The sequence below is a fragment of the Streptomyces catenulae genome (genome assembly GCF_000718015.1).
Lineage (GTDB): Bacteria > Actinomycetota > Actinomycetes > Streptomycetales > Streptomycetaceae > Streptomyces > Streptomyces catenulae.
This window is the reverse complement of record NZ_JODY01000028.1, coordinates 43,265-55,787: the sequence shown is the minus strand read 5'-3', so window position 1 is coordinate 55,787 and position 12,523 is coordinate 43,265. Positions and strand designations below refer to the sequence as shown.

The following is a 12,523-nucleotide window of genomic DNA, read 5'->3' as shown; positions in this document are numbered from 1 at the left end:
GCCCGAGGGCGGACCGGGTCGGCCCGCCCTCCACTTCGGGCGCAGAACCGGCTCAGCTCGCCATGCGCCGTTCGAACGCGCGAGCCACCCTGCGGCGGCGCGGGTCGAAGGCGTCGATCGCGCCCGCGCCGTGATTGCCGGGGTCGGTCTGCCATCCATGGATCTTGCGAGCCACGCCCTTGAGGCGGGGGTGGCCGGGGCGGAGCGTGAGTTCGAAATGGGATTCCTTGGGCACCTTGAAGTCGCCGCCCCAGGCCACTGTGGAGTCGAGCTCGCTGAGGATGTCGCGGATGACCACCAGTTCGTTCGGGTAGAAATTGCCCTTCGACCCGCTGGGGTAGCAGAGCGGGCGGATGACCAGGGCGCTGCCCGACGCATAGTTCGATTCATAGGGCTCTGTCACGTTCGCGTGGGCCGTCCAGCCGTGCACGTCTCCTGCTCGCAGGGAGTCGATCTCGTAGTGGAAGCGGCGGGCGACATGGAGGAGGATCACCGATGCGTCGCCCTCCGCCAGGCGCACCTTCTGGCTACTGCCCTCGATGCGGTGACTGGGGGCCTGCGCGAGGACGGGCCAGCCGTTGCGGGACTGCTTGCCCTTCCAGGCGTGGGGTTCGGCGCCCTTGCCCGTGGTGGCCACAGCCGTACCCACCCCACCGAGGTTGATGAGCGTGGCAGTGGCGGCGGCCGAGGACGTGGCGCCTATGAAGCGGCGGCGTGACAGACCGGTCGAGGTCATGACTGGTCCCCCTTTCTCGCAGGTTGGGAAAGTCTGATGACGTGTGTGGTCACGAACCACAGAAGGGCCGCCGCGGCGGACAGTGCGAGGACTCCGCAGACCGCGATCGTCGGGTTGACCCAAGCGGGGACCAGGTCCGCGTGCGCGTTGCACATGTTGTGCAGCGGGAAGATCTTGCGGAATTCGGCGGCGTGGGAATGCCGGTACGCCTCGTCGTACCGTTCGTGGTGAACGAAGAGGCAGGTCTTGCGGGCGTCCAGGCCGGCGGCGAACAGGCCTCGGATCCATGCGGCGACGCCGACGAAGAGCGCGACGGAGCACAGGCGCGTCCACCACAGGGGGCGCTGCCACGAGCCGTCCCGTACGCCGGTGACGAGGTGGAACACGTTCCACGCGTTCCACACGAGCCATGCGCCGAGTACGGCGATGACCGTGAGGAGTCCTAGTGCTTTCATGCCTTCTTGCCCAGCTCTCTGCTGCGTTCGGGTTCTTCAGCGGGCGCGCGCCGCCTTCAGGTAGCGCGCGTGGTTCTCCTGGTACACGGAGAGCTTCTGCTTCTCCGTTCCCATGCGGGCGAGCAGCGCGTCGACGAGGCCCTGCTCGAAGTTTCTGAGCTTGTCGTAGCCGCCCGGCAGGTTCTGGTAGTCGGCCGGGAGGACAGCCCCTGCGCCGGTGATGAGGTACGCCTGGGCGACCGAGAGAGTTCCGTCGAGCGCGGTGAGGGCGTTGTGGGCGGAGTCCTTGCAGTCCGTGGCGTTGCCCCAGCGCCCCGTGTAGTAGTCGTTGAAGCGGGTCAGGCCGCCACTGCCGTTGTAGTGGTCCTTCACGGCGTCGACGATGTTCTTGCCTCCGCGCACGGCCCTGGCGAGCAGATAGCCGTCGGCGTCCTCGATGAGGTCGTTGAAGCCGAAGGACGAGGCGACGCCGGGCACGGCGAGTTTGTCGTGGGCGAACTTCAGCGGATCCGCGTACTGCTGCTCGGAGTTGCGCCAGTCGGCCCAGAAGGTCATCAGGTCACCGGCCCAGCCACCGACGTCGCCGCCGTTCGCGGACTTCTTGTTGTCCGGCTGGTCCGTCAGCAGGTGCGCGTTGGCCGTGGCCATCATGTGCCCGGAGCCGAGCTGGTAGGCCGACGACCGACACGAGACCACCGTTCCCCCGTATCTCGGCTACGGCAAGCAGTCACCCTCGCCCGTGATCCCAGCGGGCTCGACCCTCATCTTCGTGGTGGACCTGCTCGACTCGTACTCGCCGAAGAAGCTGGGGTTCTTCTAGCCGACACGGAATCCGGAGAGGGCGTCTGACCAGGGAAGTTCCCGGTCAGACGCCCTCGGTGGGCCCGGCGGGCCGTTACGCGTCGGTCGGGCCGGTGGTGAAGAAGCCGGTCATCTGCTCCAGGCCGTTCTCGCCGAACATGGTGTCCAGGCTGGTGGCGGATTCGGCGGCGGACGCTTCGCTGCGCGGGAAGAGCGCTTCCTCGTAGGCGGTCAGGGCCGTCTCGGTATCGCCGGGGTGGGCGGCGATGGACCGGCCGAGTTCGGCGCCGTCGAGCATGGCGAGGTTGGCGCCTTCCCCGGCGAAGGGGGACATCAGGTGGGCGGCGTCGCCGAGCAGGGTCACGCCGGGGGCGCGGTCCCAGCGGTGGCCGACGGGCAGGGCGTGGATGCGGCGTGGGGTGAGCGTGTCGGCGTCGGCGACCAGGGAGCGCAGGTCCTCGTGCCAGCCCTCGAAGTGGGCCAGGACCGCGGCCTTGGCGGCGGCGCTGTCGCGGAAGTCGAGGGTGTCCAGCCAGTCCTCGTCGGTCTTGAGGGCGGTGTAGACGTGCAGGCTGCCGTCGGTCTCGCGGTGGGCGAGGAAGCCGCGCCGATCGCCGAGGCAGAGGAAGAAGCCGCCGCCGATGACGGCGGCGCTGCGCGGGTGGCGGGTGTCGGCGTCGAAGAGGTCGGTCTCGATGAAGGAGATGCCGGTGTAGGCGGGGATGGTGTCGGAGAGCAGTGGCCTGATGCGTGACCAGGCGCCGTCCGCGCCGATCAGCAGGTCGGTGGTGACGGTGGTGCCGTCGGCGAAGGTCACCTCGTGGCGTCCGCCGTCCAGCGGGCGGGCGCCGGTGACCTTCCTGCCCCAGCGGACGGTGCCGTCGGGCAGGGAGTTCAGGAGCAGGTCACGGAGGTCGCCGCGGTCCACCTCGGGTCGGCCGCCGGTGGCGTCGTCCTCCTCGGCCACGTGGACGGTGCCGTCCGGGCCGAGGAGGCGCAGGGCCTGGCCGCCCGGGTGAATGATCTTGAGGAAGTCGTCGTGGAGACCGGCGGTGCGCAGGGCCCGCTGGCCGCTGTCCTCGTGGATGTCGAGCATGCCGCCCTGGGTGCGGGCTCCGGCGGATGCCTCCAGGTCGAAGACGGTCGCCTGGATCCCGTGGATGTGCAGCACCCGGGCGGCGGTGAGGCCGCCCAGACCGCCGCCGATGATCGCGACAGGGAAATGCGTGTTCATACGGCTACCTCCGGAGGCTCGTGGTGCATGGTGCCGGGCGCCGACCGGAGCGGGGATGCGCCCGCGCCCGATCAGGGTGGCCGGGCAGCGCGGCCCGACCTCTCCAAAGTAACGAACGCGTTCGTTGCGAACAAGTTCGTCGATGCTCCGCATGCGAATCGCCCCGGGGCGTACAGCGCCCGGGGCCGGACCGGAGGAAGGGGTCAGCCGGTGACGCGCGGGAGGGGAGTCTGGACGATGCCGTTGATCAGGGCGTCGAAACCCCAGGTCAGCCGGTCCTCGGCGGTACCGGCGAGCAAGGCCGGCATATGCGCGTCGATCATCGGGTGGGTGGATGCGTCCGTGGCGTGCACGGCCCGTGTCAGGGCGTTCCAGTCGTCGCGGGAGGCGGGGTCGCGCTGCTGGGTACCGTGTTCGGCGGCGGTCGCCGTGGCGTGCAGCAGCAGATTGTCGACGCCCCAGGCGGTCTGCTCCCGGGGGGCGCCGCTACCGGACAGCAGGCCGAGGATGCGCTCGACGAGGCGCAGATAGTTTTCACCGCTGGGCCGGGCCACCAGAGCCGACCGGGCGAGCTGCGGGTGCTCGAACAGGACGCGGGTGTACGAGCTGAGCACCGCGAAGAGCTGCTCGCGCCAGCCCTCCCCCGCGTCCCGAGCCGCCAGATCGACCTCGCCGAGGAGCGCGTCCAGGACGGCCGCGTGCAGTTCCGCGGTATTGGCCACATAGACGTACAAAGACGCGGGGCCGGTGTCCAGTTCCTGGGCGAGCCGACGCATGGTCGCCTTCTCCAGCCCCTCCGCTCGCATGACCCGCACGGCGGTCTCCACGATGCCACGCCGGGTCAGAGCGGGCTTCGCGGGGCGCTCACGGCGGCTGACCGGCTCTCGCTTCCCATCCATACCCCGATCGTAACGAACACGTTCGGACTCGTTCCCGGCCCTCGGACCGAGCCGACCGACTGACTGACTGACTGACCGATCGACCGACCGACCGACGCAATCCTGCTGGGACCCGAGCCAAGGCCCCGTGGTCATTCGACGGGACTCGTGTACTTCGATGGGACTCAGGCGTCGAGCACTGCCGCCACGGCCTCGATCTCGACGAGTTGATCCTCGTAGCCGAGCACCGTGACGCCCATCAAGGTGCTGGGAACGTCATGATCGGCGAACGAGTCCCGGACCACCTCCCAGGCGGTCACCAAGTCCTCCCGCCGGGCCGATGCGACAAGAACCCTGGTGCTGATGACGTCCTGGAGAGAGGCGCCGGAGGCAGCGAGAGCCGCCCGCATGTTCTCGACGGCTTTCCGCGCCTGACCCGCGTAGTCCCCGATCGCCGCCGTCGAGCCATCGTCGTTGAGGGGGCACGCCCCGGCGAGGAAGATCAGGCGCGAGTCGGCGGGAGCCGTGGCCGCGTAGGCGTACTCGGCGACGTCGGACAGGGAGTCGGAACGGATCAGCGTGATGGCACGGGCCACGGTCGTTGGACCTTTCGCATCGGGTACGGAGCGCGGACATCCTGTCAACGACTCGTTCGCACACGCCTGCCCTTTTTCTCGCCGCCCTCGGCGAGGCCGTCATTTCCGCGGCCCGGGTCCGTAGCTCGTCGGGCTGACCGGTTCACGGCCGGATCGGGGACAGCTACTGGGGAACTTCGCCCAGGACCGTGCGGAGGCCACCCACCGCGCCGCCCGCAGCCCGCCCGATCACGTCGGTGACGTCGTCGCGCGCCGTGCTCTCGCCGACTCCCCTCCAGCCGCTCGCCGCCCTGGTTCTTCCGTGGTCGCTTGTTCAGCCTGTCGCCTTCAGTCGGCTGTCAGGACCTCCACGCCGCGCGCGGTGAGTTGCTCGACGACTGCGTGGCGGGGGTCGGTGTCGGTGATCAGCCCGCTGATCTTTTCCCAGGGCAGGACACGGAAGCGTGAAGCTGTGCCGATCTTCTCGGACGAGGCGAGGATGTAGGTTTCCGCGGCCCGTGCGGCCAGGGCGCGCTTCATCGCGGCCTCTTCGGCGTCGCCGGTGGTCAGTCCCGCCTGCGGGTGAACGCCGGTGACGCCGAGCAGGCAGAGGTCGGCGGAGATGTTCTGGGCCGCCTCGACCGCCGCCGCGCCGCAGGCGACCGCCGAGTGCTTGAAGACGCGGCCGCCGAGCAGGAAGACCTCGACCCGCGGACGGTCCAGCAGCGCGACCGCGACCGTCGGGCTGTGGGTGATCACGGTGCAGGCCAGGTCCGCCGGGAGCGCGTACGCGACGGCGAGGGCCGTGGTCCCGCCGTCCAGGATCAGGGCGTTGCCGGGCCGCACGAGCGCGGCGGCCGTTGCCGCGACCTTGCGCTTGCCGTCGGGGGTGACGGTCTGCCGGGCGGTGTAGTCCACGACGGCCGGCGACACGGGTAGCGCTCCGCCGTAGACCCGTTGGCACAGCCCCTCGGCCGCGAGGTCGCGCAGGTCGCGGCGCACGCTGTCCTCGGAGATTCCCAGGTCGGCGGCGACATCTTTGGCGACGATCTTGCCCTCGCGGGCGAGCAGGGCCAGCAGGTGGTCGCGTCGCTCGGCAGCTAGCATTCGTATTCTCTCCTGTTCTTGCACGTTTCTGCGTGTATCGTAGCGCGCCATGTCCGACAAGCCGATGCTCATCCCCCTCGCCGGGCCTCACCGCTCCGGCACCGACGGCGACCCGCAGGCCATGACCGCCGACCTCGCCCGCCTCGAAACGGCGGCGTGGCCGGTCTTCGCCGCCGGTCATCCACCCGTGATCGGGAAGCGGGTCGCCCGGCCGGTGCCGCGCTCGACCGGCGCAGGCCCCAACGGTCCGCCCACCGACCGGGTTCTCCACCCGGCCGCCGAGCGCCCGCTCGCCCACCGCGACGCGGTACTCCGGCTTCCCGGCGACTCCACCGGAGCCGATCAGGACGTCGCCACCGCCCACCGCCGCGGCCTGCCTGTCCACCACGACGTGGACGAGATCCCGCGCCGCGTCCCGCAGGAGACCGCGTGAACGCCCGCCCCGGCATCGACACCCCCGACCACCGTGGCCGCACCGGCCTCGACCGCGCCGGACGCGATCTGGCACGCAACCCCGACGTCGTGGTCCGCGATGTGGAGCTCACTTCTCAGGGCTGGCACGTCCTGCGCCGCACCACCTTCGACCACCGACGTCGCGACGGACGCTGGGTCACCCAGCAGCGCGAGACCTACGACCGCGGCAACGGCGCGGTCGTCCTGCCCTTCGACGCGAAGCGCGGCCGTGTGCTGCTCACCCGCCAGTTCCGCTACCCGGCCTACGTCAACGACCACCCGGACGGCATGCTCGTCGAGGCCGCAGCCGGGCTGCTCGACGGAGACGACCCGCTCACCGCCATCCGGCGCGAGAGCGCCGAGGAACTCGGTGTCACCCTCGGCCCGCTCACCCACGTCCTCGACGCCTACATGAGCCCCGGCTCGGTCACCGAGCGCCTGCACTTCTACGCCGCCCCCTACACTCCCGCCGACCGCACCGGAAACGGCGGCGGGTTGGAGGAAGAGGGCGAGGACATCGAAGTGCTCGAACTACCCTTCGCCGAAGCCCTCGCCATGACCCGCGACGGACGCATCACCGACGGCAAGACCATTCTTCTCCTGCAATGGGCCGCCCTGGACGGACTGTTCGCCGACTCGGCCCCCTACGAGCCGACCGCCCTCGTCGCACGCCGCAACGAGCGACCGTGACCGTGACCAACACATAGGGGCGGCCTGTAGCTGGCCAGTCTGTTGACCAGATGTCATGTCCGGCGGATGGTGGTGGATGGTTGTCGGAAGTCAAGGGGGAGACCATGAAACGCCGTACTGCCGCTGTGGCCACTGCCGCTGTGGCCACTGCCGCCGTGCTCACCGCCGGAGTCGCCGGAGCCGGAGCCGGAGCCGCGTCCGCCGGGTCGACGGAGTCGGCCACCGTCGCGGGGAAGAGCGCCCCGCCGGTGGTGCGCCCGGCGGACAGGCCCAATTCGACGAAGGTCAGCCCGGCAAGGAAGGTCGCCGCGCCGAAGGCCAGCCCGGCGATGAAGACCAGGTCGACGAGGGTCAGCCCGGCAGGACGGGTCAACCCGCCGAGCGGGGCGGGCCCGACAGAGGCCGTGGACGTCTGAGCTGACCAGAACAGCGTGTAAGTAGACCAGAACAGCGTGTAACAGGCCCGGTGGCCCCGATTCGTCGGCCGCCGGGTCTGTCTCATGGCCCTGGGGCGGCCGGGGGCACGCGGGCCTGCCGGACGCCGAGTGCCTGCACGATGACGCCGACCGCGCCCCGTTCCCGGTCAGGTGCCCTCGCCTTGTTCCCTCGGCCCGTCGAGACCGGGTGGCGCCGGGGCGCGTCGGGTCACAGCACGCCGGTACGGAGGGCGAAGGCCACGGCGTGGGTGCGGTTTCTCAGGTTGTGGCGGGCCACCAGATCGTGGATGACGCTCTTGACCGTGCGCTCGGAGCGGCCGATCTTTTCCGCCACCTCTTTGGTGTTCAGACCGTCGGCGAGCAGCCCGAGCACCTCGACCTCTCTGTCCACCAGGCCCGCGACATTGAGGCCGTGCGGTACCAGGGCGTTGTCCCGGAGCGCATGGATCTGGCTGATCAGCCGCTGCTGCACGCCGTCGCCCGGTTTCGCGCGGCCGGGTGCAGCCGCCACGACGGCGCGCACCACGGCGTCGAAGCTGCTGTTGCGCCGGTGCAGCAGGCTGACCAGTCCGAGGCCGATCGCGCGCAGCATGGAGTGTTCCGGGAATTCGTTGGCGACGAGCACGACGGGCAGCCGACGGCCGTTGCGGGCGCACTCGCGGCCGACGCGCTCCACTCTCGTCAGCATGGTCCCGGTCACTTCGTTGGCCAGCACCAGGAGCACATCAGCGGTCCGGCAGTCCAGGGGACGCGGCGCTATCTCCTCGTACGACGCCAACCGCACAATGGCCCCCTCTTCCGTGATGGGGTCATCGGCGAGCACGGCTACGGCAATCGAGCTTCCCAAGGATTCCCCCCTGCTAGGGCGCCCCGCGCCATCGGGCCGCCCCTCCTGACGGGAGAGAGCGGTCCGTTGCGTGGGGCCGTGTCATGCCGTACCGGAATGTGTCGTACGTGCTTGACACATTCCGGCAACCCCTCGCATGCACGGGTCATGTGGTCGGAACCAACGTAACCCAACCGGAATCCCTTATTCGGATAATCATTTTTAAACTTTGGGCTGAGATATGGCGTCTTCGGGATGATCGTTTTCAGTCACCCGTTCCGGCGGTGGTGCCGGGCCCCGACGCTCCTCGACCCCGGCGCCACCTACCGGCACATCACCGTCCGGCGAGCGCCTCGACCACCGGCGCGAAATCACGCATGGCCGATTCATGCACACTGATGTACGAAAAGCCGAACCGATCGCGCCGTTCCAGGAGCTGGGACGTGATCTCCCTCACAGAGCCGATCAGTACCGTGGGCGCGTCCGCCGCCCGCTCGGCCGTCAGGTGGGGCATCCGGCGGCTCAACGACTCGGCCGCTTCCTTGCGGTGGGACGTCACCACCACCGCCTGGACCAGAATGTTGCGCTCGACACGGGCGGCGCGCTCCCCGGCCGCTCGCTCGAAACAGCCGACCCGTTCCGCGACCGCGGCGGCGTCCAGCAGCTCCAACGTACCCCGACGCGCACCGGGCTTGAGGGTGGCGCCGGTGAACGCGACGATGTCGGCATGCCGCGCGGCCAGCCGCAGCACCCGGTCACCGTTGCCGCCGATCACCACGGGGGGACGGAACGGGGGTTGGGTGTCGCCGAGTTCACGGGGATTGTCCAGCAGCCGTGTCAATTCGACGACCGTCTCCTCCAGGCGGTTCACCCGGCTTCCGGCCGTACCCCATTCCACGCCGGCCTTGTCGAACTCCGCGCGGACGTATCCGGTGCCCAGCCCCACGTCGAGCCGCCGGTCGGTGAGCCGGTCCGTCGTCATCACCTCACGGGCCAGCAGCACCGGGTTCCAGAAGGCGCTGTTGAGCACGAAAGGGGCCACCCGGATGCGCTCGGTCACCGAAGCGGCGGCGACCAGCGCGGGAAAGGGGGCCTGCACACCGAGGTGGTCCGGCACCGTGAGGACGTCGTAGCCGAGCGCTTCCGCGGCACGGCACTTGTCCGTCCATTCCCGGTGTCCCGTCGCGGAGTTCAGGTTGACCCCGAACCGGAATGCATTCATGAGTTCTCGTGATTCCTTCCCGAGAGTTCGAGGGGCCGGGGAGTGAACACCGGCTGGCGGAGAAGCGCACCGAATTCATGGAGAACCACGGAGATTTCCTCCGCCAGTTCCCCGGCGGACGCACCGCTGATCCGGTCGCCGCGATAGGCCAGCGAGCCCCGTAGCGTGGTGCCGTTCTCCGCGAAGGTGAGGGTCAGCGGGAACTTGCTGGTTTCCGTGCGCGCGGCGACGAAGTCCACCGGAGTCAGCTCGGCCCCGCCGAGCCTCCCCGACCAGCGGGTGAGGCTGACGCTGTTGAGCAGGACGTCGACGTACGGGGTGTGCCCGCGGGACCGTGTCGGCGCGAGGGCGCGCACCACGTCGTCGAACGGGGTCGCGCGGTGCTCGAAGGCCGCGATGACGTCCTCCCGGACGGCCCGCAGCAATGCGGCGAGTGATGTCTCGGGTGTGCAGCGGGAGCGCAGCACCAGCGTGTTCAGGCACGGCCCGATGACGTCCTGGAATGCCGCCTCGCCACGGCTCGCCACCGGGATGCCGAAGGTCAGTTCCTCCCGCCCGGTCCAGCGGTGCAGTGCCGCGGCGACCGCGGTGGCCTGGATGATGAAGGCCGAGGTCTTCTCGGCGCGCTGCACGGGCAGCAGCCGCCCGGCCAGGTCGGGCGCCAGCCGCAGCCCGAGGTTCCCCGGCGGCTCGGGGGCGGCGGGTGCGCCGAGGTCCAGGGAGCTGGGGGCGCCCGCCAGCCGCTCGCGCCAGTACGCGAGGCCGACCGCCGACGCTCCGTTCCGCTCGGCGGCCACCAGGTCGCGGTACTGGTGCGGGGGCGCCGGTGGCAGGGCCGCCGCCGCTCCGGTCGCCGCGTAACAGCGCTCCAACTCCCGTACGAACAGCGGCACCGACTCGCCGTCGAGAACGAGGTGGTGGACGCAGAACGCCAGGACGTGGCGGTGCGGCGCCACCGTGAACAGGGCGGCGCGCAGCAGCCGTCCGCTGTGCGGCACCAGGTCGTGCGCGGCGTCGGCCGCCCAGCGCCGCACCCGTTCCGCACGCTCGGCCGCGCTCCACCGGGTGAGGTCGGCCTGCTCCACGTCGGGCGTCCACGCCTCGGCGACCTCCTGGTACAGGCGGCCGTCGCGGTCGACGAAGCGGGTGCGCAGGATCTCGTGCCGGGAGATCAGCAGGGCGAGCGCGCGGCGCAGCGCCGCCGGGTCCAGGTCTCCCGTCACCTCCCAGGACAGCGGTACGTGATAGGTCGCGTGGACGGGGTCCAGGCGCTGGGCGAACCAGATGCTCTCCTGGAAACCGGAGGCCGGGAACGCCTCTCCGGGCGCGGGGCGGGCCACCGGGGCGTCCGCGGCGGGCCGGACCCGGGACCGGTCCGCGGCCGGGGCGGGGGTCCGGCGCGCGTCGATGGCCCGGACCAGCTCGCTGAAGCCGGGGTGGCCGAAGAGTTCGCGCAAGGACAGCTCGACGCCGAACCGCCGACCGATCCGGGTCAGAAGCGTGGTGGCGAGCAGGGAGTGCCCGCCCATCTCGAAGAAGGAGTCCTCGACCGAGGTCACGGGCGCGCCCAGGACCTGCTGCCAGATCTCGGCGAGCGCGGCGGCGGTGGGCGAGGTCAGGGAGGTGATGGGCGTGCGGGCCACGGGAGCGGGCGTGGGCGGCCCGTCCGGTCGCGGCCCGTCCGCGGCCGTCGGCGCGGGTGCCGCGGGGCCGGGGGGCGCGGGCGGAACGCCGAGCGCGGGCAGTGTGTCCCGGGCCTCGGCGAGGGTGCGGTGCGGGGCGTCGACCATGTCCGCCACGACGGCGAGGTGGTCGTCGGCCAGTGAGGCGAGCAGGTCCGCGCCCAGTGTGCCGTGCGGGTCCTTCCACAGCATGCGGCTGCCGCGGCCGTCCTCGACGAGCAGGGCGGTGAGCCGGTGGTCCGCCACATCGGCCAGGTCCAGGAGGCGCAGCTCGGCGGGTGCGTCCCCGCCGGTGAGCGCGATCCGGCTCACGTCGGCGCCGCGCCCGCCGTTGCCCTCGTGGTTGCTGAACTGCGTGTACGAGAGGACCACCTGGTGGGTGCGGTCCCGCTCGTCCGGCGCCGACAGGTCCGCGGCCCGCAGGATCGCGGGCAGCGGCAGCTCACCGTGGGCGGTGCCGGTGCGCACCTGGGCGCGCAGGCCGGTCAGCAGCTCCGCGTAGGTGCGCGCGCCGGACAGCCGCTCGCGGTAGGGCAGGACGTTGACGAAGCAGCCGACCCGCTCGGCGAGGGCCGGATCGGGCCGTCCGTGGTAGGGCGCGGAGACGATGAGGTCGTCGGCGTCGGTGTGGCGGTGCAGGGTGACGAAGAGGGCGGCGAAGATGACCGTGAAGTAGGTGACGTCCAGTTCGCGGGCGAGCTTCCGGGCGCGCCGGACCAGTTCGGGGTCGATGGCGCAGGGCCGCTGCCGGTAGCCGGTCGGTTCGGCCCGTACGGGCAGCGGGCGGGCCGGGGCGGTGCTTCCCGCGAGCGCGGTACGCCAGTACGCGCGCAGCGGCGCGCCGTCGTCCCCGAGGGCCAGTTCCCACGAGCGCCGGGCGTGGGCGACGAGCGGGCCGGGGGCGTCCGGCCCGCCGAGCGGGTCGCCCGCGTAGGCGCGGCGCAGGTCGTCGAGGAGCAGGGGGACCGAGGTGCCGTCCAGGACCAGGTGGTGGACGGTGAGCAGCAGCACGGTGCGGTCCGGGCAGCGCAGCACCGCGGCGCGGGCCAGCGGGCCGCGGCTCAGGTCGAGGGGGCGTCGGGCGGCCGCGACGGCTTCATCGGCGGCCACGCCGACGGCACGGACCTCGAACGGGACGGGAGGCGCCCCGGCCCAGGTCAGTCGGGTTCCCGTGGCGCCCGGTTCGACGCGGGCCCGCAGTATGGGGTGGCGGCGGGCCAGTTCGGTGACGGCCGCCCGCAGCCGCTCGGTGTCCAGGTCGCCGCTGACCTCCAGGGTCAGCGGGACGACGTGGACCGGTGTCTCGGGGTCGCGCTGCCAGGCGATCCACATGGCCTCCTGTACGGCGGACAGGGGCAGGGCGTCGTGCGGCGCGCTCCACCGGGTGCCACGGCCGTGGGGCCGGTTGCCGGTCGCGTCAGCCATGG

At 71.2% G+C, this 12,523-nt stretch carries 13 protein-coding genes and 1 pseudogene; 4 read left to right on the top strand and 10 right to left on the bottom strand.

Going from position 1 to position 12,523, the window contains the following annotated elements; all coding sequences use genetic code 11:
* Positions 1-52: 52 nt before the first annotated feature.
* From IF23_RS0122455 to IF23_RS0122445, 3 genes are read right to left on the bottom strand one after another with little or no spacing between them, the layout of a single operon-like run.
* The gene (locus IF23_RS0122455) at positions 53-736 is read right to left on the bottom strand and encodes a hypothetical protein (protein ID WP_030286445.1); all 684 of its coding nucleotides are present in this window, start codon (positions 734-736) and stop codon (positions 53-55) included.
* On the bottom strand, positions 733-1,191 hold the full coding sequence (locus IF23_RS0122450; protein WP_157848059.1) for a hypothetical protein: 459 nt from the start codon (positions 1,189-1,191) through the stop codon (positions 733-735). The genes IF23_RS0122455 and IF23_RS0122450 overlap by 4 nt, the downstream gene beginning before the upstream one ends.
* 36 nt (positions 1,192-1,227) lie before the next feature.
* On the bottom strand, positions 1,228-1,887 hold the full coding sequence (locus IF23_RS0122445) for a hypothetical protein (RefSeq protein WP_030286441.1): 660 nt from the start codon (positions 1,885-1,887) through the stop codon (positions 1,228-1,230).
* Here IF23_RS0122445 and IF23_RS32960 point away from each other — a divergent pair.
* Positions 1,874-2,011, top strand: a pseudogene (locus tag IF23_RS32960) (FKBP-type peptidyl-prolyl cis-trans isomerase); the annotation flags it as partial. The gene IF23_RS0122445 and the pseudogene IF23_RS32960 overlap by 14 nt on opposite strands.
* 75 nt (positions 2,012-2,086) lie before the next feature.
* Here IF23_RS32960 and IF23_RS0122435 read toward each other — a convergent pair.
* From IF23_RS0122435 to IF23_RS0122420, 4 genes are all read right to left on the bottom strand, one after another.
* Positions 2,087-3,226 (bottom strand): FAD-dependent oxidoreductase, encoded by a 1,140-nt coding sequence (locus IF23_RS0122435; RefSeq protein ID WP_030286439.1) that lies wholly within the window; start codon positions 3,224-3,226, stop codon positions 2,087-2,089.
* A gap of 203 nt (positions 3,227-3,429) precedes the next feature.
* Positions 3,430-4,125 carry a TetR/AcrR family transcriptional regulator gene (locus IF23_RS0122430; protein ID WP_030286437.1) on the bottom strand — a complete coding sequence of 232 codons (696 nt, stop codon included), beginning with the start codon at positions 4,123-4,125 and terminating at the stop codon, positions 3,430-3,432.
* Positions 4,126-4,289: 164 nt separating this feature from the next.
* Entirely contained in the window at positions 4,290-4,700 is a 411-nt protein-coding gene (locus IF23_RS0122425) for a RidA family protein (RefSeq protein ID WP_030286435.1), read from the bottom strand.
* Positions 4,701-5,027: 327 nt separating this feature from the next.
* Entirely contained in the window at positions 5,028-5,786 is a 759-nt protein-coding gene (locus tag IF23_RS0122420; protein WP_030286433.1) for a DeoR/GlpR family DNA-binding transcription regulator, read from the bottom strand.
* A 49-nt stretch (positions 5,787-5,835) separates the two neighbouring features.
* On the opposite strand from IF23_RS0122420, the gene IF23_RS0122415 reads away from it, so the two are divergent.
* The 3 genes from IF23_RS0122415 to IF23_RS34150 all read left to right on the top strand — a co-directional run bounded on the left by IF23_RS0122415 (position 5,836) and on the right by IF23_RS34150 (position 7,345).
* The gene (locus IF23_RS0122415) at positions 5,836-6,219 is read left to right on the top strand and encodes a hypothetical protein (RefSeq protein WP_030286431.1); all 384 of its coding nucleotides are present in this window, start codon (positions 5,836-5,838) and stop codon (positions 6,217-6,219) included.
* The gene (locus IF23_RS0122410; protein WP_030286428.1) at positions 6,216-6,929 is read left to right on the top strand and encodes an NUDIX domain-containing protein; all 714 of its coding nucleotides are present in this window, start codon (positions 6,216-6,218) and stop codon (positions 6,927-6,929) included. The genes IF23_RS0122415 and IF23_RS0122410 overlap by 4 nt, the downstream gene beginning before the upstream one ends.
* Before the next feature lie 104 nt (positions 6,930-7,033).
* Complete coding sequence (locus tag IF23_RS34150) at positions 7,034-7,345, top strand: hypothetical protein (RefSeq protein WP_169750025.1); 312 nt, start codon at positions 7,034-7,036, stop codon at positions 7,343-7,345.
* A 229-nt stretch (positions 7,346-7,574) separates the two neighbouring features.
* Here IF23_RS34150 and IF23_RS0122405 read toward each other — a convergent pair whose 3' ends face one another.
* The 3 genes from IF23_RS0122405 to IF23_RS0122395 form a co-directional block, all read right to left on the bottom strand.
* Positions 7,575-8,189, bottom strand: a complete 615-nt coding sequence (locus IF23_RS0122405) for a helix-turn-helix transcriptional regulator (protein WP_245655061.1) — start codon at positions 8,187-8,189, stop codon at positions 7,575-7,577.
* A 337-nt stretch (positions 8,190-8,526) separates the two neighbouring features.
* Positions 8,527-9,414 (bottom strand): TIGR03621 family F420-dependent LLM class oxidoreductase, encoded by an 888-nt coding sequence (locus tag IF23_RS0122400; RefSeq protein ID WP_030286424.1) that lies wholly within the window; start codon positions 9,412-9,414, stop codon positions 8,527-8,529.
* Entirely contained in the window at positions 9,411-12,521 is a 3,111-nt protein-coding gene (locus IF23_RS0122395) for a condensation domain-containing protein (RefSeq protein WP_078654178.1), read from the bottom strand. The genes IF23_RS0122400 and IF23_RS0122395 overlap by 4 nt, the downstream gene beginning before the upstream one ends.
* Between the last annotated feature and the right edge of the window lie 2 nt (positions 12,522-12,523).

Excerpts from the sequence above, each read along its gene's own strand:
- IF23_RS0122455 (WP_030286445.1), bottom strand. The coding sequence starts at position 736 with ATGACCTCGACCGGTCTGTCACGCCGCCGCTTCATAGGCGCCACGTCC.
- IF23_RS0122450 (WP_157848059.1), bottom strand. The coding sequence starts at position 1,191 with ATGAAAGCACTAGGACTCCTCACGGTCATCGCCGTACTCGGCGCATGG.
- IF23_RS0122435 (WP_030286439.1), bottom strand. The coding sequence starts at position 3,226 with ATGAACACGCATTTCCCTGTCGCGATCATCGGCGGCGGTCTGGGCGGC.
- IF23_RS0122430 (WP_030286437.1), bottom strand. The coding sequence starts at position 4,125 with ATGGATGGGAAGCGAGAGCCGGTCAGCCGCCGTGAGCGCCCCGCGAAG.
- IF23_RS0122420 (WP_030286433.1), bottom strand. The coding sequence starts at position 5,786 with ATGCTAGCTGCCGAGCGACGCGACCACCTGCTGGCCCTGCTCGCCCGC.
- IF23_RS0122415 (WP_030286431.1), top strand. The coding sequence starts at position 5,836 with ATGTCCGACAAGCCGATGCTCATCCCCCTCGCCGGGCCTCACCGCTCC.
- IF23_RS34150 (WP_169750025.1), top strand. The coding sequence starts at position 7,034 with ATGAAACGCCGTACTGCCGCTGTGGCCACTGCCGCTGTGGCCACTGCC.
- IF23_RS0122400 (WP_030286424.1), bottom strand. The coding sequence starts at position 9,414 with ATGAATGCATTCCGGTTCGGGGTCAACCTGAACTCCGCGACGGGACAC.
- IF23_RS0122395 (WP_078654178.1), bottom strand. The coding sequence starts at position 12,521 with ATGGCTGACGCGACCGGCAACCGGCCCCACGGCCGTGGCACCCGGTGG.